The following is a 17,992-nucleotide window of genomic DNA, read 5'->3' on the forward strand; positions in this document are numbered from 1 at the left end:
CCCACCCGCTTGTGGTTGCTTAGGTCACAAAGGGAGTAGGGTGGCTGCACAACATAACGGTCGTTCCGCCCGGGGCGTCCGCAACCACGAGTCTTAGTCTTAGCTCTAGTGCCTGTGTGCTAGCTCCAGACCTAGTTCTATCTCTTTGTCCTCTAGCCAGGTAAGGAAGGTGAGCGTTGAACGTCTTTCTGGCGCGGATTCGCCGCGCGAGTGACCGGCCTCCCGTATAGATAGCCGGCACACTCCGCCAAAAGATTGGTCCAACCTGCGGCACGCGCACCCGCGTGCACGGCAAGCGTATGGCTGCTTCCCCGCCAGAGACTTCTGCCCCAACCCTGTTGGGGCGACGTTTGGCGCGGCGGAAGCGTTAAACAACACTTTCCATTTCCACCCGGCCCGGGTAAGACCCGGGACGCTCGACTAACCCGCATGCCAGCTGGGGATAGCCGCAGCGGGCCACCATTACCGGCCCGGGTCTCACCGCACAAAGAGGTAGAACCACTATGACTTCTCCTGCCAACACCCGTTTGCCCGAATCCGACGACGTCGAAGCCATCGTCGAATCCGCCGTCCGCCAGGCCCGCACCTGGCTCGCCGCTAGCGCCAACGAGAAAGACCAGGCCACCGAGCAGCTCGCGGACCTGCTGCGCGACACCGACGGCGTGAAGTTCACCATGGACTTCGTCGACCGCGTTATGCGCCCGGAAGACGACAAGGTCGCAGCTCACGCGCTGAAGAAGATTAACGAAAACTTCGATCCGGCCTTCCTCGGCAAGATTAACGCCTCCCTGATCGGCTTGGGAGGTTTCTTCGGACCGATCCTGCCGAACCTCGTGATGCCGCTGGCCCGCATGCGCATGCGCCAGATGGTCGGCCACCTGGTCGTCGACGCTGAGTCCGACGCCCTGAACAAGACCCTGGACAAGGCCGCCGAGTCCGGCGAGCAGCTCAACCTGAACCTGCTGGGCGAGGCCGTCCTCGGCGAGGACGAGGCCCGCTCCCGCGCCGAGCGCACCCTGGCGCTTATCCGCAACCCGCGCGTGACCTACGTGTCCGTGAAGGCCTCCTCCATCGTGGCCCAGCTCAACCCGTGGGACATCGACGGCTCCGTCGAGCGCCTCAAGGAGCGCCTGCGCCCCCTCTACGAGGAGGCCGCCAAGCGCAGCCCGAACGTCTTCATCAACCTGGACATGGAGGAGTACCACGATCTCCACCTGACCATCCGCCTGTTCAAGGAACTGCTCAGCGAGCCGGAGTTCAAGGAGCTGGAAACCGGCATCGTTCTGCAGGCCTACCTGCCGGATACCTTCGCGGCCCTGCAGGAGCTGGCCGAGTTCGCCAAGCAGCGCGTGGCCGAAGGCGGCGCCAAGATCAAGATCCGCCTGGTCAAGGGCGCCAACCTGTCCATGGAGCACGTCCAGGGCGAAGTCCACGGCTGGCCGGTCGCCCCCTACATCACCAAGCCGGAGGTCGACGCCAACTACTTCCGCCTGCTGGACTACATCCTGCGCGAAGAATTCGCTGACTCCGTCCGGATTGGTGTGGCCACCCACAACCTCTACACCGCCGCCCTGGCCGCGGAGCTGGGTAAGAAGCGCGGCGTGATGGACATGATGGACTCCGAGATGCTGCAGGGCATGTCCCCGGCCCAGCAGGAGGCCGTCCGCAAGGTCTTCGGCGGCCGTCAGATCCTCTACACCCCGGTCGTGCACATGGAAGACTTCGACGTAGCCGTGTCCTACCTGGTCCGCCGTCTGGAGGAGAACTCCGCCCCGCAGAACTTCCTCTACGCCCTGTTCGCCCCGGACGAGGCCCGCAGCGATCACCTGACCCCGCTGCAGGATCAGGAGGCCCGCTTCCGCCGCGCCGTGGAAGACCGCTGGGACACCTTCGCCGGCGCCCGCCGCCAGCAGGACCGCACCGCCGAGGAGGGCCAGGGCCGCCAGGCTCCGGTCACCGGCCGCTTCGTCAACGAGCCGGACACCGACCCGGCACTGCAGGCCAACCGCGAGTGGGCCCTGAAGTGGCTGTCCACCGACCCGGGCGAGCACACCGTCACCCAGGTCACCGACCCGGCCGAGGTGGAAACCGCCGTGGCCAAGGCCAAGACCCTGGCCGAGGACTGGGGTTCCAAGACCGGCCACGAGCGCGCTGAGGTCCTGGAGACCATCGGCGACCGCCTGGCCGATTACCGCGGCCGCCTGGTCAGCGTCATGGCTCACGAGGCCAACAAGACCGTGACGCAGTCCGACCCGGAGGTCTCCGAGGCCATCGACTTCGCCACCTACTACGCGCACTCCGCGCGCCTGCTGGACGAGGCCCGCTCCAAGTTCACCCCGAACCGCGTGACCGTGGTGACCCCGCCGTGGAACTTCCCCGTGGCCATCCCGGTCGGCGGTGTGCTGTCCTCCCTGGCGGCGGGCTCCACCGTCATCATCAAGCCGGCCCCGCAGGTGGTTCACTGTGCCCAGGTGGCCGTGGAGGCCATCCACGCCGGCCTGAAGGAGCATGGCCTGGACACCGACCTGGTCCAGCTGGTCTACACCGATGAAAGCGAAGCCGGCAAGACGCTCATCTCCCACGCGGACGTCGACGCCGTCATCCTGACCGGCGCTTCCGACACCGGTGCGCTCTTCCGCTCCTGGCGCCCGGACATGAACCTGATGGCGGAGACCTCCGGCAAGAACGCTCTCATCATCACCCCGGCCGCCGACCCGGATCTGGCCATCCAGGACCTGTACCTGTCCGCCTTCGGCCATTCCGGCCAGAAGTGCTCCGCCGCCTCCCTGGTGATCTTCGTCGGCGCCGCCGGCACCTCGGAGCGCCTGCGCAACCAGCTGCTGGACTCCGTGCGCACGCTCATCCCGGGCCCGGGCTACGAGGTCAAGACCACCATGAACGGCCTGGCTGAGCCGCCGAGCGAGAAGCTCTACCGCGGCCTGACCCAGCTGGAGCCGGGCGAGAAGTGGCTCATCAAGCCGGAAAAGCTCAACGAGGAGGGAACCCTGTGGTCCCCGGGCATCCGCGACGGCGTCCAGCCGGGCTCCTGGTACCACCTCAACGAGTGCTTCGGCCCGGTGCTGGGCATCATGCACGCCGAGACCCTGGAGGAGGCCATCGAGTGGCAGAACTCCACCGGCTACGGCCTGACCGGCGGCATCCACTCCCTGAATGACGAGGAGATCGACTACTGGATCGACCACGTCGAGGTCGGCAATGCCTACGTCAACCGCGGCATCACCGGCGCTATCGTCCAGCGCCAGTCCTTCGGCGGCTGGAAGAAGTCCGTCATGGGCCCGGGCGCCAAGGCCGGCGGCCCGAACTACGTGCCGCAGATGGGCACCTGGGAGGACGGCGAGCTGCGCGCCCGCGACGTGGACATCAAGGCCAACATCGCCGGCGAGCTGCGCCAGTGGACCGACCGTCTGGACTCCGTGCTGGACGAGGGCGACGCCGCCTGGCTGTGGCGCGCCGCGGAGCTGGACCAGCTGGCCTGGCAGGAAGAGTTCGGTCGCAACCACGACCGCACGGCCCTGATCTCGGAGGCCAATATCTTCCGCTACCGCCCGCTGCTGTCGGCCCTGTCCGTCCGCGTCGGCGAGGGCTACAAGGTCCGCGACGTGGCCCGCCAGCTGCTGGCCACCGCCATCACCGGCACCCCGATCGACATCTCGGCCCCGGCGAATATCGCCGCGGACCTGTGTGACATGGGCTTCCGCGCCCGCACCGCCAGCGCCGAGGAGTTCGCCAACGAGGTCGCCGAGATGTCCTCGGCCCGCATCCGCGCCCTCGGCGCGGTGGAGGAGCCGGTCCAGGAGGCCGCGGTCAAGTCCAACTCGGTCGTCCTCGACCAGCCGGTCCTGGCCGATGGCCGCCGCGAGCTGCTGCCGTACCTGCTGGAGCAGGCCGTCTCCGTGACCATGCACCGCTTCGGCATCATCCGCGAAATCGGCGATATCCGCCGCTAGGGGCGGTACCAGCGTTTCCGCGGCCGCCGCTTGTATGGCATAGTTGGTTCCTATGGATAGCCAGCATGACGATATAAGCACCGGACAGGCGTCCGCCTCCCGCCAGGCGGACGCCCAACCGGCCAAGGAAAACGCTGAACAGGACGCTAAGAAGGACCAGACCACCACCCTGGTCAGCCAGGACGACCACGGCCTGGGCCGGGAGACCGCGCGCGATACGCCCGGCGACCCGGACAAGAAGGCCCAGGTCCTGCGCGCGGACTTGAAGTCCGCCTCGCTCACCTCGCTGCAGCTCATCGCTGTCATCGCGGGCGTGGCCGTGGTCGGCTACCTCCTGCGCTTTATCTGGGTCGGGCTCTTGCCGGTCATCCTGGCCATCCTGGTCAGCACCGTGCTCTTTCCCATCGCGGCCTGGCTGCGCCACCACAAATTCCCGCGCGCTCTCGCCGCGGTGACCACTTTGCTGGCATTCTTGCTTATCTTCGTCGGCATCTTCTCCGCGATGGCCCCGGTGGTCTCCAACCAGGGCGCGACCCTGGTCAGCCAGGCCGAAAGCGGCATCAATGAGCTGGGCCGCCTGGTCGAAGAATCCCCCATCAACGTCGACGGGCAGCAGCTCGAATCCGTCATGGAAGACGCGGTCAACTTCCTCAAGGGCCAGGCCAGCAACATCGCCACCGGCGTGATGACCGGTGTCTCCGCGGCCAGCTCCATCCTGGTGGCCTTCGTCATCATGCTCTTCGTGACGTTCTTCATCATCAAGGACGGCGACAAGTTCCTGCCGTGGCTGCGCAAGTACACCGGCTCCGCCGCCGGCTGGCACATCACGGAGCTGGGCTCCCGCATCTGGGCCACCCTGGCCGGGTTCATCCAGGCGCAGGCCGCCGTGGCCTTCGTGGACGCCGCGCTCATCGGCCTGGGCCTGTGGGCCCTGCAGGTGCCGCTGGCCTTCGTCATCGCCGTGGTAACCTTCTTCGCCAGCTTCATCCCGATCATCGGTGCGGTGACCGCCGGCGCCCTGGCCGTCATCATCGCGCTGGTCTCCAACGGCCTGACCAACGCCCTGCTGGCGCTGGCGCTTATCGTCATCGTGCAGCAGGTCGAGGGCAACCTGCTGCAGCCGCTGCTGCAGTCCAAGGCCATGGGCCTGCACGCCGCCGTCGTCCTGCTGTCGGTGACCATCGGTTCTACCCTCTCCGGCATCATCGGCGCCTTCCTGGCCGTGCCGGTGGCCGCGACCATCACCGTCATGCTGCGCTACTACGCCGAGATGACCGGCCTGCGCTCCGGCGAGATCGCCCCGGACGAGCTGGACATCTCCACCGGCGAGAAGCAAAAGGATAAAGACTCCGACAGCGACGCCCCCACCCCGCGCCAGAAGGTCGCCGAGCTCTTCCAGTCCATGAGTCCACAGCGCTAAGCACCTGGCCGCCCCAGCCCAGCTGCGCGCGCACTAATACCCGGGTCGGTTTAGACCGGCCCGGGCATTGTTGTGTTTTAGACGGCTAGGCTAGCGCGGCAGCAGGCCCAAGTCGGTGACGGCGGACATCAGCTGGCGGGCGCCGCGGTCCAGCACGCCGGCCCAGGTGCCCACGGAGGACTCGTCGGCCGGGTCGGAGACCTGCTTGAGCAGGGTGCAGGGCACCTCGAAGCGCTGGCAGACCGCGGCCACGGAGTAGCCCTCCATGTCACACAGCGCGGACTCCTGGGCCAGGCGGTTGCGGGTCTGGGTATCAGAGACGAATAGGTCGCCGGTGGCCAGCGAACGCACCGGCAGGCGCCCGGAGGTAGGCAGCTCAATGCGCTCGGGCAAAAGGTACTTGCCGAGGTCGGACAGGACCTCCAGCTTGAAATCATGCTTGGTAACCGCGTCCACCTCGAAGACGCCGGCCAGGCCGTCGTGTAGGGCGCCGGCGGTGCCGATATTGACCACCCGGGAGGGCATCTCGTCACGCAGGCGGGCCTCGGTCAGAACCTCCGTCAGGGAGATTGCGGCCGGCAGCGTCCCAATGCCGGTAATCAGCAGTGCGGCGTCGTCAGGGACGTGCGCCGCTTCAGCGTCGACGGCAGCCACAAACAGCGGTTTATCAGCAATGCATCTCATACTTTCGATCTTACTTGGACGCCAAGTGACTTAGCACGGCGGCTCGGGTTTAGCCCGCATCCGCGCCTCCACAATCACGCCGCGGCCTCAGCCCTGGTGGGCGAATTGCCACAGGGTGGCTGCCTGGTGCGGATCCACGTCGATGTCGAAATGCTGCTGCAGCGCGCCGCGCAGATCCTCTGGGTCGCTCAGCTCTCGGGTCTCCTGCGCGGTTTTCAGCTTGGCATTGAAGATGGACTCGGTGCCCTCGCCGCGGCGCACCACGACGAGGTTCCCGGTAAACATCTCGCCCTCCCGGGTGGCCGCATACCAGCAGGCCATGTCCAGATCCGCCGGCTTAGGGTGCCAGTTGCAGATCCCGTAGACGTCCTTGTAGCCCGTGGGATGTTTCTCGGAGACCTCGGTGCGTGACTGCAGGATGTAGTCGACCGCGCGCGGGTCGTCGTCGGCCGCGGGCACTAGGCGGAAGCCGGCGCGTTCCGTGCCGTCGAAGGGAACCGCCACGGTGGGCGTTCCCCCGCCGAAGCCGGGATCGATGAGGTAGCGCTCCCCACCAAAATGCGCGATATTGCCGCAGTGGGTGGCCGCGCCCGGCTCCTGGCTGCCGCTGAGCAGCACCCGGGCCAGGAAGCGGTGGTGGTTTACTCCTAGCTCGTCCAAGGCCTGGTGGATGATTTCCGCGTGCTCGAAGCAGAAGCCGCCGCGGCCCTGATCCAGTAGCTTGCGGCGCACGTCGGCGGGCTTAATACTCACCCCGCGGCCCAAGGCCACGTCCACGTTGTCGAAGGCAATCGTCTTGGTGTGGCGGTCTACGACCTCGTCGAAGAAGGCGACGCCGTGGTCCGCTGCGGCATCGACAAGCGCCGCCGGACCTCCGATCCGATCGCGGTAGTTTTCCAGCATTATTCCTCCTCACTCTGGCCCGTCCGGGCGCTATCCGCGAGCTTAAGCAGGTTTGCGGCGTTGGACCACAGAATCTGTTCCTTTTCCTCCTCGCTGAAGCGGGAGTTACGCACGTAGTCGAAGGCGCGGACGTATTTTTCCTGCTGGAAATACGGGAAATCGGAGCCGCCCATCAGCTGCGAGAGTCCGAAGGTTTCCGCGGCGAGCGCTAGCGAGGGCTCGTGGAAGTTGGCGGCGTCGAAATAGAACTGCCGCAAGGTCGCGTTCGGCGATGCCGGGAACGCGTCCCAGTCCTCGTAGTTGTCCTCAATCCGCTGCGCCAGCATAGGCAGGTCGCCGCCCAGATGCGCAACGTGGAACGTAATCTTCGGGAAGCGGCGGGGGATATCGGCTTTCAGCAGCTCCAACGTGGCGGTGGCGTCCTCGACCGGTGCGCCGTTCACCCACTCCAGGTGCTGATCAAGCAGCCACTTCGAGTTCACGCCGCAGCCGGTCGGGTGGATATTGACCACCGCGCCCTTTTCGTTGAGGAAGTCCCAGACTGGGTCGAGGTAGCTTTCCGACAGGTAAGGACGCTGCGCCAGCAGGGTCGGCAGCCCGATGCCGCAGAACTGGCCGGAGCTTTCAATCCACTCCAGTTCCTTTAAGGTCGCGTCGACGTGCGGGAGTGGCAGGGCCGCGTAGTTATAGAAGCGGCCCGGGTACTGGTCCGCGATGTCGATATAGCGCTGATTAATCATGCGCGCGGCATAAGCGGCGTGTTCGGCTTCGGGCAGCGCGGGGCTTTGCGGAGTCACCGCGAGCACCTGGGCCTTGACCCCGGCTTTATCCATCCATTCGATCCGCGCCTGCATGTCCTCGCTACCGGAATCAGCGCCCATGCCCTTGGCGATCTCGGTGCTGCCTTCCGGGGCGCCGTGCGCGCCGAGGTAATCCAGGTAATCGTCCGGGTAGACGTGCGCGTGCGTATCGATGGCGTCGAGAACTCGTTCGTGCTGCATCAACTTCCGTCCTAACTGTCGGTGTTTATTGGCCTATTCCTGCCCACGAGCGCCGCGGGGAGTGCGCGCTGCGGCGGCGAAGGCAACTGCGGCTGCCCCCAAGACTATGCCGATTACTGCGAGCAGGTTGAGGGCGGCTGCGCTCGGGCTGTGTTCTGCCATGAGCGCGGCGGTGACGGCGGAGACCAGCGCGGAGGAAATCGACATGCCGATGGAGCGCATCAGGGCGTTCACGGCGTTAGCCGAGCCGATCTCCGCCGCCCGGACATGATCGACCAGCATCATCGGCAGGCCGGCGTAGCCGATGCCCACGCCGATGGAAATCACGGTCGCCCAGACAAGGATCCACCCGCCGTTGAAGTCAATAACCAGGCGGCAGAGGTAGCCCAGCGCGGTGATGACGGAACCGATGGTGATGACCATCCGCGCCCCCAGCGCCTGCGCGAGCCGGGCGCTGACCGGGGCGACGAGCAACATGGCGGCGGCGGACGGCAGCATCACGAGGCCGGCCGCGGCGGCGCTCCACTCGTGCCCGCCCTCCGTAGTGGGGTTCTGCAGCTCCAGGGTGGTCAGCAGCAGGTTTGTGAACATTAGGATGCCCAGCAGGATCGAGGCGAGGTTGGTCAGCAGCACCGGCCAGTAGGTGGTAGTGCGCAGGTTGACCAGCGGGAACTCCTGGCGGACCTCCCAGCGGATCCAGGCGGCGAAGAACACCACCGCCAGGATGAAAAGGGCGACGGTCGGCAGGCTGGCCCAGCCCCACGCCGCGCCCTGGGAAAGCGCGGTCAAAAAGGCGCTCAGCCCCAGCGCCAGCCACACCGCACCGCCGTAGTCGAATCGGCCGGCCACGCCGCGGGAAGAGGGAACGAAAACCCCCACTGCCACGAAAGAAATGACCGATAGGGCGGCGGCGATCCAGAACATGGACTGCCAGCCGAAGGAGTTAAAAAGCACTCCGCCCAGCGGGATGCCCACGCAGCCGCCGATGCCCAGGGTGGCGCTCAAGATGGCCAGGGCGGAGCCAATCTTTTCGCGTGGCAGGCTATAGCGCATCTCGGCCATCGCCACCGGGATGAGCGCCGAGCCGATGCCCTGCAGAGCACGACCAATGATGAGGGTCGCGATGTTGCCGAGCGGCGCGATGATGGAGCCCGCGACAACGGCCGCGATGGTCACCAGCATGACCGTCTTGCGCGAGTACATATCGGCCAGCCGGCCGATGATTGGGGTTGCCACGGCGCCGGCCAGCAGCGTCGCCGTGACCGCCCAGGACACCGCCGTGCCGGAGGTGCCGAGGATGCCCGGCAAGTTCGGGATCGCCGGAACGACGATCGACTGCAGCAGGGTGACCACGAGGCAAGAAAAGCCGGCGACGGCAATCAAGATCCCCGGCACCGCGCTGACCCCCGCCTGCGGCCTTTCCTGGTGCTTTTGTCCTTCCATAAGTCTGCTCCCATCCTTAGTGGCTCGATTGGGTTAAATGATCTGGAAGCGACACTAAGGAACCGGTGCATAAAGACGCTTATTAAGGCATAGTTTGAGCCATTTTTCTTTCATGCAGCATATATCCGTTACTTTTTCACTCGATGCTGCCTAGTTCCGCCACGGGAACCGGACTACGCTGGAAGCTACGGGGATAATCACCCCGAATGGCATCTGTACACACCTACGAGGAGCCGCCGTGCGCATATCCCCGTCCGCCCTGGACGACTTCGATCATCGCCTCTTATCTGCCCTGCGGCGCGCCCCCACCGCTTCTTTCGCGGACTTGGCGGCGCAGCTGGACTCGGCACCGCGGACCGTCGCGCGGCGCTACCACCGGCTCACCTCCAACGGGATTCTCAGGGTGGTGGGCCGAACCGCGGCAGCGTCGCCGGCCTCCATCGCCTGGTTGGCGCGGCTTTATGGCTCTCCCCAAGAATTGGAAAAGCTGGGGTCGCAGCTCGTGGAGCGCAAAAACACCCGGTGGATCCGTATGGCCATCCACCGCGGGGAGCTCATGTGCGGCTTCGCCACGCCCGCCCAGAGCAAGGAACCGCTCCTCGACCAGCTGCGGACCTCGCTACCCTTCGACCAGGTCGAGACTTTCCAGCTGCTGAAGATCTGGGGAATCCCGGTCGCGAACTCCGGCGCCTTCGCCGCCCTCGATGCCACCGATAAACGCATTCTCGCTGCTCTAGCCGTTAACGGTCGCGCCAGCTCCGTGGAGCTCGCCGAGGCCGCCCACGTGGATCAGGCAACCGCCTACCGGCGCCGGAAAAAGCTGGTGGAGTCCGGGATACTCTATTTCGAGGCGGACATCCCCCGCCAGGCCACCACCCATATCGCGGATGCCATGGCCTGGTTCAAAGTCGCCCCCGGGCACATCGCCGCGCTCGGCGATGCCCTCTCCGCCTCGGGCTCCACACAATTCGTAGCCGCCACGACAGGGCGCTTCCAGCTGGTGGCCAACCTCTGGGCCGACTCGCAGACGGAGCTTTTCAGCTTCCTCGACTCCCTGGCCGGGTTCCACATTGTGGACACCGAGCTCGTGCCGATGGGCCCCTCGTTTAAACAGGTGCCCTTCTGACCCGGGGACGCCGGCCGGCTAGCGCAGGCGCCGGCCCACGAAGCCGGCGGCCAGGGTGTTGCCGGTGCTCGGGTCCACCAGCAGGAAGTTGCCCACCGCGCCGCGGGCGGCGTAGTCCTCGACCGGCAGCTCGACCGGGGTCTGGACCACGACGTGCGCGATCTCGTTGAGGGTGACCGCCTCCGGATCTTCCTGGTCGGCCACGCCGTCTAAATCCAAGATGCGCTCGACCTGGGTGATGCGGGCCTTGACCACGGCGGTGCCGTAGCGCAGCTTGACCATCGGGCCGGGCTTTAGGTCCTTTTCCGTCAGCGCGACGACGGTGGCGGCGAACTCGCGGGTGGCCTCCGGCCGGTCGGTGCCGGCGATGAGGTCGCCGCGGGCCAGGTCCACGTCGTCAGCCAGGCGCAGCACGACCGATTCGCCGGCGCGGGTGGCCTCTACCTCCCCATCGGTGGTGTCGATGTGGGTGACGGTGCTGGTGCGGCCCTCCGGCAGGGTCACCGTGTCGCCGACGGCGATGGAACCCGCCTGCACGCGGCCGGCGTAGCCGCGGTAGTCGCTGGCGTGCTCGCGGATGACGTACTGGATGGGGAAACGGAAGTCCAGATCCTCGGCGCGGCCGCCGGCCACCGGCACGTCCTCGAGCGCCTGCAAGACGGTCGGGCCGGAGTACCAGTCCATCTGGGTGGAGGGCTCGACCACGTTGTCGCCCTTGAGCGCGGAGATCGGCACGACCTGGGTATCGGTCAGGCCCAAGCGTTCGGCCAGGGTGCCGAATTCTTCCTCGATGGCGCGGAAGGTCGCCTCGTCGTAGTCGACCAGGTCGATCTTGTTGACGGCCAGGATGACGTGGCGCACGCCCAGCAGGGCCGCGACGTTGGCGTGCCGGCGGGTTTGCTCGACCACACCGTGGCGGGCATCGATAAGCAGCACCACGACCTGGGAGGTCGACATGCCGGTGACGGTGTTGCGGGTGTACTGCACGTGGCCCGGGGTGTCCGCCAGAATGAAGGTGCGCTTGTCCGTGGCGAAGTAGCGGTAGGCCACGTCGATGGTAATGCCCTGCTCACGCTCGGCGCGCAGGCCGTCGACCAGCAGGGACAGGTCCATGCCGTCGAAGCCGCGGTCGGCGCTGCTGCGCTCCATGGACTCCATCTGATCGGCCAGCACGGATTTGGTGTCGTGCAGCAGGCGGCCGACGAAGGTGGACTTGCCGTCGTCGACGGAACCGGCGGTGCACAGGCGCAGCGTCTCGCGCTCTTTGAGCTGATCCACTCCCTGGACCGGGGACGGGCTTTGGGTGGTAGGCATCAGAAATAGCCCTCCTTCTTGCGATCTTCCATGGCGGACTCGGATAGCTTGTCGTCCGCGCGGGTCGCGCCCCGCTCGGACAGGGTGGAAATGGAAATCTCGGCCAGCACCTCGTCCGGGGTGGAGGCGGTGGACTCAACAGCACCGGTGCAGGACATGTCGCCGACGGTGCGGTAGCGCACGGTCTTGGTCACCAGCTCCTCGCCCTCGGCCGGCCCGCCCCACTCGCCCGGGGCCAGCCACATGCCGTTGCGGTTGAACAGCTCGCGCTGGTGGGAGTAGTAGATATCCGGCAGCTGCAAACCGCGGGCGCCGATGTATTCCCAGATATCGGACTCGGTCCAGTTGGAGATGGGGAAAACGCGGATATTCTCCCCGGCCATCTTGGCGCCGTTGTAGAGGTTCCACAGCTCCGGGCGCTGGCGGCGCGGGTCCCAGCCGCCGAAGGAGTCGCGCACGGAGAAGATGCGTTCCTTGGCGCGGGCGCGCTCCTCGTCGCGGCGCGCCCCGCCCAGCACGGCGTCGTAGCCGCGCTCGGCGATGGTCTCGACCAGCGGGACGGACTGCAGCGGGTTGCGGGTGCCGTCGGGGCGCTCCTGCAGGTCGCCGCGGTCGATCCAGTCCTGGACCTTGGCCACGTGCAGGCGGGCGCCGGATTCCTCGACCAGGCGGTCGCGGAACTCGATGACCTCCGGGAAGTTGTGCCCGGTGTCCACGTGAAGCAGCTCGAAGGGCACGGTGGCCGGGGCGAAGGCCCGGCGCGCCAGCTCGAAGACCACCACGGAGTCCTTGCCGCCGGAAAAGAGCAGCCCGACCTTGTCGAACTGGCCGGCTACCTCGCGCAGGATGTGGAGGGATTCGTTTTCTAGATCTTTCAGGTGTGGGGAAAGTGCAGTCATTATTCGTGTAACCCGCATTCTGTCTTGCCGTCAGCGAATACTCGTCCCGAGCGGGCGTCGTCGCCCTCTGCCACGGGGAAGGTCAGGGGCGCGCACCCGATGGAGCGGTACCCCTGCAGGGTAAGGGGGTGGATGATGAGATCGTGGTCTCGGATGTAGGCGTCCGTGTCATCCAGGTCCCAGGTAATCATCGGCGAAATCTTGAGCCGGCCCGTGCGGTCCAGGCTGAGCGCCGGGGCCTCCGCGCGGTGCTCGGAGTCCGCCCGGCGCAGGCCGGTAATCCAGCCCACGTAGTCGTCCATCGCCATGTTCAGCGGCTCCACCTTGCGCATGCGGTTGTAGGAGGCCACGTCCCAGGAGTACATGCGCGGGCCGTAGATTTCGTCCTGCTCCTCCGGGGTCAGCAGGGGCCGGATGCGGCGCAGCGGCAGGTCCGGGTAGCGCTTTTCGACGGCGTCGGCGGTCTCCAGGGTCTCCGGGAAGTGGAAGCCGGTGTCGATGAAGAGCAGATCCCCGTCGAGCCCGGCCTGGTGGGCCAGCTCGGCGAGCACGGTGTTTTCCATGGACATGGTCACCGCCACGCGGCCCGGCGCGTGGTTCACGGTGAAGTCCATGATCTCTTCCGCGCTGGCGTTATACAGCTTGTCCGCCCAGCGCTCCACCAGCTCCTCGTTGGCGGCGGCTACCGCGGGCGACAGCGGCGCGGTGTCCCGGGTTCCTTCCGGACTCTGGCTGGCGTCGCGATAATTCTTACCACCACCCAGCAAGTTCACGTTTGTTGTCATTATTTTAAGTGCGCTCCTTTGGGGTCAGTGCACCTTACTCTAGGTAATGCGGGCGGTTCGTGCAGCAGAAATTCCAGCTCCGGACGGCCGTGGGGGCGCTGTACTTGGGGAACGGGCAGAATATAATTGTCCCCATACTGAACCGCTCGGACTATATTTACAGACAGTACGGTCTAGACGAATTGCACTAAGGAGGTCATCATGCCTAGCGCCCTCGGCTCGCGCGTCGCTGTCATCGGCGACGGCCCCGCCGCGCTTTCCGCCACGGAACGACTCATCGGGGCCGGCATGTGTGTCGACCTCATCTCCTCCCGGCCCGCCCCCTTCGGGTTCCTGCGCCACTTCGCCGCCTCGGGCACGGCCGCTGACGGCACGCCGCACCTGCGGCTTATCGGCAACGTGCGTGTGGGGGTCGACGGCGACATCACCCACCGCGAGCTGCACGCCCTGAGCAACCACCCCGACCCCGACCTGCTGGTCCTTGAGCTCCACGCCCGCGGCCTGGCGATTACCACCTGGGAGGGCTGCTTCCACCCCGCCGCGACGACCGCGGAACCCACGACGCCCACCGACTGGGACGCCGTCATCAACCGCGCCAGCCTGGCGCCGCTGTGCTTCTAGGATCCCCGGCTTTTAGATTCCCCACCGGCCCGGACCACTTGAGACATTAGCGCTGCACAGGCAGTAAATCCCCGGCGACTTGCACCCACCCAGTCGGGTGTCCCGCCTTAGGCTACTATTGCCTGCGTGGAACTTATCCGAATTATTATGAGCCGCTCGAAGCCCTACGTGGGCTTCGTCATCGCGGTGCTCGTGCTGCAGTCGGCCTCGACTGCGGCGACGCTCTATCTGCCCTCGCTGAACGCCAGCATCATCGATGAGGGCGTCTCCCGCGGCGACGTGCCCTTTATCTGGCGCACCGGCTCCATCATGCTGGGTGTGGCCTTAGTCCAGGTGCTCACCGCCGTCGCCGCGGTCTGGTTCGGCTCCCGCACCGCCATGGGGCTGGGCCGGGACCTGCGCCGGGAGGTCTTTGCGAAGGTCACCAGATTTTCCTCCGAGGACCTGCACCACTTCGGCACGCCGACGCTGATCACCCGGGCGACCAACGACGTGCAGCAGGTGCAGATGGTCTACCTGATGGCGCTCAACTTCATCATCACCGCGCCGATCATGTCCGTCGGCGGCGTCATCATGGCCATCCGCGAGGACGCCGGGCTGTCCTGGCTGGTCTGGGTCTCGGTGGGCGTGCTGCTGGTGGTCATCGGACTCCTGATCGCCAAGCTGGTGCCGCTGTTTGGCCGCATGCAGCTGCAGCTGGACGCGCTGAACGGCACGGTCCGCGAGCAGATCGCCGGCATTCGCGTGGTGCGCGCCTTCGTGCGCGAGCGCTTCGAGACCGAGCGCTTTACCGAGGACAACCGCCGGCTGACCCAGCTGTCGCTGCGCATCGGCCAGCTCTTCGTGCTGATGTTTCCCATCATCACGGTCATCCTCAACGTCGCCACCGGTGCGGTGTTGTGGTTCGGCGGCCACCGCGTCGAGGCCGGCGACGTCGCCGTCGGCTCCCTGACCGCGTTCCTGCAGTACCTGCTGCAGATCCTCGCCGCGGTCATGATGGGCTCGTTCATGGCCGTGATGTTCCCCCGCGCGATGGTCTGCGCCCGGCGCATCACCCAGGTGCTGGCCCACTCGCCCAGCATCGACGAGCCGGCCACCCCGCAGGACCCGCCGGCCGCGGGTTCCGGCTGCACCGTCGAGATGCGCAACGTGAGCTTTAGCTACGCCGGCGCCGAGGAGCCCGTGCTCAGCGACATCAGCTTCACCGCGCACCCCGGCCGCACGACCGCGATCATCGGCTCGACCGGCGCGGGCAAGACCACGCTGCTCTCGCTCATCCCGCGGCTCTACCTGCCGGCTTCCGGGCAAGTGCTCATCGACGGCGCGGACGCCGCGCTGATGTCGCAGGCCGCCCTGGTCGAGCGCGTCAGCATGGTCCCGCAGAAGCCCTACCTGTTCAGCGGCACTGTGGCCAGCAACCTGCGGATGGGCGACCCGGAAGCTAGCGATGCCGACCTGTGGGACGCCCTGCGCATCGCCCAGGCCGACTTCGTCGACGACCTCGACATGCCGATCGCCCAGGGCGGCACGAACGTCTCCGGCGGCCAGCGCCAGCGCCTGTGCATCGCCCGCATGCTGGTCGCCCGCCCCAAGGTCTATCTCTTCGATGATTCCTTCTCGGCCCTGGACGTGCTCACCGATGCCCGCGTGCGCGAGGCCATGCAGGAACGCACGCGGGAGGCGACCACCATCATCGTCGCCCAGCGCGTGGCCTCCATCCAGGACGCGGACCAGATCCTCGTGCTCGAGGCCGGGCGGATCGTCGCCCGCGGCACCCACGAAGAATTGCTCACCACCTCCCCGACGTACCAAGAAATCGTCGAATCCCAAGAGACTGCGAGGACCTAAACCATGGCTGATACTCCTTCCACCTCCCAGCCCACCGATTCCCAGCCCACCGACGCGGAGCTGGCGGCCCTCGAGTCCCAGGTCTCCGGCGACGACTGGTCCGGGGCCGCGCCCCGCCAGGCCAAGCACTTCTGGCCCTCGGCCACGCGGCTGGTCGGTCTGCTCGCGCCGTACAAGTGGCAGCTCGCCTTCGTGGGGCTTTTGACCGTCGGCTGCGTCTTCCTCACTGTCTACGCGCCCCGGGTGCTCGGGCGCGCGATGGACGTCATCTTCTCCGGCGTCGTCTCGCGCCAGCTGCCCGCCGGCCTCAGCGCCGAGCAGGCCGTCGAGGGCCTGCGCCAGACCGGTCACGACCGGATGGCCGACATGGCGGCCGCGATGGATCTGGTGCCTGGCAGCGGGATCGACTTCACCAAGCTCGGCCAGCTCATCCTCATCGTCATCGGCATGTACGTCGTCTCCTCCGCCTTCCAGCTCTGGCAGGGTCTGGTGCTCAACCGCCTGGTGATGGACACAGTCTTCAAGCTGCGCCAGGACGTCGAGGCCAAGATCCACGCACTTCCGCTGAGCTACTTCGACACCACCCAGCGTGGCGACCTCCTCTCGCGCACCACCAACGACCTGGACAACGTCCAGCAGGCCCTGCAGCAGGCGCTGTCCCAGCTGTTCTACAACCTCCTGCTCGTGGCAGGTATTACCGTCATGATGTTCACGGTCTCCTGGCAGCTCGCGCTCGTCGCGCTACTGGCCATCCCGCTGACCGGCGTCATCATGGCGGTCATCGGCACCCGCTCGCAGCGCCAGTTCGTTTCCCAGTGGCGCTCGACCGGCCAGCTCAACGGGCAGGTCGAGGAGTCCTTCACCGGCCAGGAGCTGTCCCTGATTTTTGGGCGCACCCAGGCCATGCGGGAGGAATTCGATAACCGCAATACCGCGCTCTACGAGGCCAGCGCCTCCGCGCAGTTCCTGTCCGGGATGATGATGCCCATCATGCAGTTCGTCTCCTACCTGTCGTACGTGGCCATCGCCGTCCTCGGCGGCCTGCGCGTGGCCCACGGGCAGATGACGCTGGGTGATGCCACCGCGTTCATCCAGTACTCCCGCGAGTTCAACCAACCGCTGGGCCAGCTCGGCGGCATGATGCAGCAGATCCAGTCCGGCGTCGCCTCGGCCGAGCGCGTCTTCGAGTTCTTGGACGCCGACGAGCAATCCCCGGAGCCGGCGCCGGCCGAGGGGCGCTCGCCGCAGCGCGCCCGCGGCTTGGTCGAGTTCCGCGACGTCAGCTTCTCCTACGACGAGGACACCCCGCTCATCGAGGGCCTCAACCTGCGCGTCGAGCCCGGCCAGACGGCCGCCATCGTCGGCCCCACCGGGGCGGGCAAGACCACGCTGGTCAACCTCATCATGCGCTTTTACGACATCGACTCCGGGCGGATTCTCCTCGACGGCACGGACACCGCCGAGCTCTCCCGCGGGCAGCTGCGCAGCCAGGTCGGCATGGTGCTCCAGGACGCGGTCCTGTCCAAGGGGACCATCGCGGACAATATCCACTACGGGCGCCTGGACGCCACCGACGAGGAGGTCATCGAGGCGGCCCAGGCCACCTTCGTGGACCGCTTCGTGCACTCGCTGCCGGATGGCTACGACACCGTCATCGACCAGGACGGCGGCTCGGTCTCGGCCGGCGAGCGCCAGCTCATCACCATCGCCCGCGCCTTCCTGGCCCAGCCCGCGCTGCTCATCCTGGACGAGGCGACCTCCTCGGTCGATACCCGCACCGAGATGCTGGTCCAGGACGCCATGAACGCCCTGCGCGCCAACCGCACCTCGTTCATCATCGCGCACCGGCTCTCTACTATCCGGGACGCGGACGTCATCATCGTGATGGACAACGGGCGCATCGTCGAGCAAGGCAGCCACTTCGAGCTGCTCGCCCGGCGCGGCGCCTACTGGCGGATGAATATGAAATCTTGATTCCAC

The 17,992-nt window shown here is 66.6% G+C and carries 13 protein-coding genes; 6 read left to right on the forward strand and 7 right to left on the reverse strand.

From position 1 onward, the window contains the following. Window positions 1-503: 503 nt before the first annotated feature. Together VVS03_RS05720 and VVS03_RS05725 are read left to right on the forward strand one after the other, a co-directional pair. Complete coding sequence (locus VVS03_RS05720; protein ID WP_368534183.1) at window positions 504-3,968, forward strand: proline dehydrogenase family protein; 3,465 nt, start codon at window positions 504-506, stop codon at window positions 3,966-3,968. A gap of 52 nt (window positions 3,969-4,020) precedes the next feature. Next, the gene (locus VVS03_RS05725) at window positions 4,021-5,388 is read left to right on the forward strand and encodes an AI-2E family transporter (protein ID WP_368534182.1); all 1,368 of its coding nucleotides are present in this window, start codon (window positions 4,021-4,023) and stop codon (window positions 5,386-5,388) included. Between the two features lie 90 nt (window positions 5,389-5,478). Here VVS03_RS05725 and VVS03_RS05730 read toward each other — a convergent pair whose 3' ends face one another. The 4 genes from VVS03_RS05730 to VVS03_RS05745 all read right to left on the reverse strand — a co-directional run bounded on the left by VVS03_RS05730 (window position 5,479) and on the right by VVS03_RS05745 (window position 9,419). After that, the gene (locus tag VVS03_RS05730; RefSeq protein WP_368519958.1) at window positions 5,479-6,072 is read right to left on the reverse strand and encodes a nucleosidase; all 594 of its coding nucleotides are present in this window, start codon (window positions 6,070-6,072) and stop codon (window positions 5,479-5,481) included. 87 nt (window positions 6,073-6,159) lie between these two features. After that, a complete protein-coding gene (locus tag VVS03_RS05735) occupies window positions 6,160-6,975 on the reverse strand; it encodes an arylamine N-acetyltransferase (RefSeq protein WP_368519959.1) in 816 nt (271 codons plus the stop codon). Next, window positions 6,975-7,976 (reverse strand): amidohydrolase family protein, encoded by a 1,002-nt coding sequence (locus tag VVS03_RS05740; protein WP_368521295.1) that lies wholly within the window; start codon window positions 7,974-7,976, stop codon window positions 6,975-6,977. Before VVS03_RS05740 ends, VVS03_RS05735 begins: the two co-directional genes overlap by 1 nt. Before the next feature lie 33 nt (window positions 7,977-8,009). Then, window positions 8,010-9,419: an MFS transporter gene (locus VVS03_RS05745; RefSeq protein WP_368534181.1), complete on the reverse strand. Its 1,410-nt coding sequence runs from the start codon at window positions 9,417-9,419 to the stop codon at window positions 8,010-8,012. Between the two features lie 238 nt (window positions 9,420-9,657). Here VVS03_RS05745 and VVS03_RS05750 point away from each other — a divergent pair, with 238 nt between their 5' ends. Next, entirely contained in the window at window positions 9,658-10,545 is an 888-nt protein-coding gene (locus tag VVS03_RS05750; RefSeq protein ID WP_368519961.1) for an Lrp/AsnC family transcriptional regulator, read from the forward strand. Between the two features lie 18 nt (window positions 10,546-10,563). On the opposite strand, the gene VVS03_RS05755 is transcribed toward VVS03_RS05750, so the two are convergent. Genes VVS03_RS05755 through VVS03_RS05765 form a run of 3 tightly spaced genes read right to left on the reverse strand, consistent with a single transcriptional unit; the run spans window position 10,564 to window position 13,543 of the window. After that, window positions 10,564-11,859 (reverse strand): sulfate adenylyltransferase subunit 1, encoded by a 1,296-nt coding sequence (locus VVS03_RS05755; RefSeq protein ID WP_368521296.1) that lies wholly within the window; start codon window positions 11,857-11,859, stop codon window positions 10,564-10,566. Next, window positions 11,859-12,758: a sulfate adenylyltransferase subunit CysD gene (gene cysD / locus VVS03_RS05760; protein ID WP_368519963.1), complete on the reverse strand. Its 900-nt coding sequence runs from the start codon at window positions 12,756-12,758 to the stop codon at window positions 11,859-11,861. Before cysD ends, VVS03_RS05755 begins: the two co-directional genes overlap by 1 nt. Then, window positions 12,758-13,543, reverse strand: coding sequence for a phosphoadenylyl-sulfate reductase (locus VVS03_RS05765; protein ID WP_368519964.1), 786 nt, complete (start codon window positions 13,541-13,543; stop codon window positions 12,758-12,760). The genes cysD and VVS03_RS05765 overlap by 1 nt, the downstream gene beginning before the upstream one ends. Window positions 13,544-13,744: 201 nt before the next feature. On the opposite strand from VVS03_RS05765, the gene VVS03_RS05770 reads away from it, so the two are divergent. The 3 genes from VVS03_RS05770 to VVS03_RS05780 all read left to right on the forward strand — a co-directional run bounded on the left by VVS03_RS05770 (window position 13,745) and on the right by VVS03_RS05780 (window position 17,986). Continuing rightward, on the forward strand, window positions 13,745-14,164 hold the full coding sequence (locus tag VVS03_RS05770) for a methylenetetrahydrofolate--tRNA-(uracil-5-)-methyltransferase (RefSeq protein ID WP_368534180.1): 420 nt from the start codon (window positions 13,745-13,747) through the stop codon (window positions 14,162-14,164). 126 nt (window positions 14,165-14,290) lie between these two features. Further along, window positions 14,291-16,012, forward strand: coding sequence for an ABC transporter ATP-binding protein (locus VVS03_RS05775; protein ID WP_368534179.1), 1,722 nt, complete (start codon window positions 14,291-14,293; stop codon window positions 16,010-16,012). Window positions 16,013-16,015: 3 nt separating this feature from the next. Next, a complete protein-coding gene (locus VVS03_RS05780) occupies window positions 16,016-17,986 on the forward strand; it encodes an ABC transporter ATP-binding protein (RefSeq protein ID WP_368534178.1) in 1,971 nt (656 codons plus the stop codon). Window positions 17,987-17,992: the final 6 nt, after the last annotated feature.

The organism is Corynebacterium sp. LK2537 (assembly GCF_040946485.1).
In the GTDB taxonomy this organism is placed as follows: Bacteria; Actinomycetota; Actinomycetes; order Mycobacteriales; family Mycobacteriaceae; genus Corynebacterium.

Bases quoted from the DNA above. Each gene is read 5' to 3' on its own strand.
- VVS03_RS05725 (WP_368534182.1), top strand. From the start codon at position 4,021: ATGGATAGCCAGCATGACGATATAAGCACCGGACAGGCGTCCGCCTCC.
- VVS03_RS05780 (WP_368534178.1), top strand. From the start codon at position 16,016: ATGGCTGATACTCCTTCCACCTCCCAGCCCACCGATTCCCAGCCCACC.
- VVS03_RS05755 (WP_368521296.1), bottom strand. From the start codon at position 11,859: ATGCCTACCACCCAAAGCCCGTCCCCGGTCCAGGGAGTGGATCAGCTC.
- VVS03_RS05730 (WP_368519958.1), bottom strand. From the start codon at position 6,072: ATGAGATGCATTGCTGATAAACCGCTGTTTGTGGCTGCCGTCGACGCT.
- VVS03_RS05735 (WP_368519959.1), bottom strand. From the start codon at position 6,975: ATGCTGGAAAACTACCGCGATCGGATCGGAGGTCCGGCGGCGCTTGTC.
- VVS03_RS05770 (WP_368534180.1), top strand. From the start codon at position 13,745: ATGCCTAGCGCCCTCGGCTCGCGCGTCGCTGTCATCGGCGACGGCCCC.
- VVS03_RS05745 (WP_368534181.1), bottom strand. From the start codon at position 9,419: ATGGAAGGACAAAAGCACCAGGAAAGGCCGCAGGCGGGGGTCAGCGCG.
- VVS03_RS05720 (WP_368534183.1), top strand. From the start codon at position 504: ATGACTTCTCCTGCCAACACCCGTTTGCCCGAATCCGACGACGTCGAA.
- VVS03_RS05740 (WP_368521295.1), bottom strand. From the start codon at position 7,976: ATGCAGCACGAACGAGTTCTCGACGCCATCGATACGCACGCGCACGTC.
- cysD (WP_368519963.1), bottom strand. From the start codon at position 12,758: ATGACTGCACTTTCCCCACACCTGAAAGATCTAGAAAACGAATCCCTC.
- VVS03_RS05765 (WP_368519964.1), bottom strand. From the start codon at position 13,543: ATGACAACAAACGTGAACTTGCTGGGTGGTGGTAAGAATTATCGCGAC.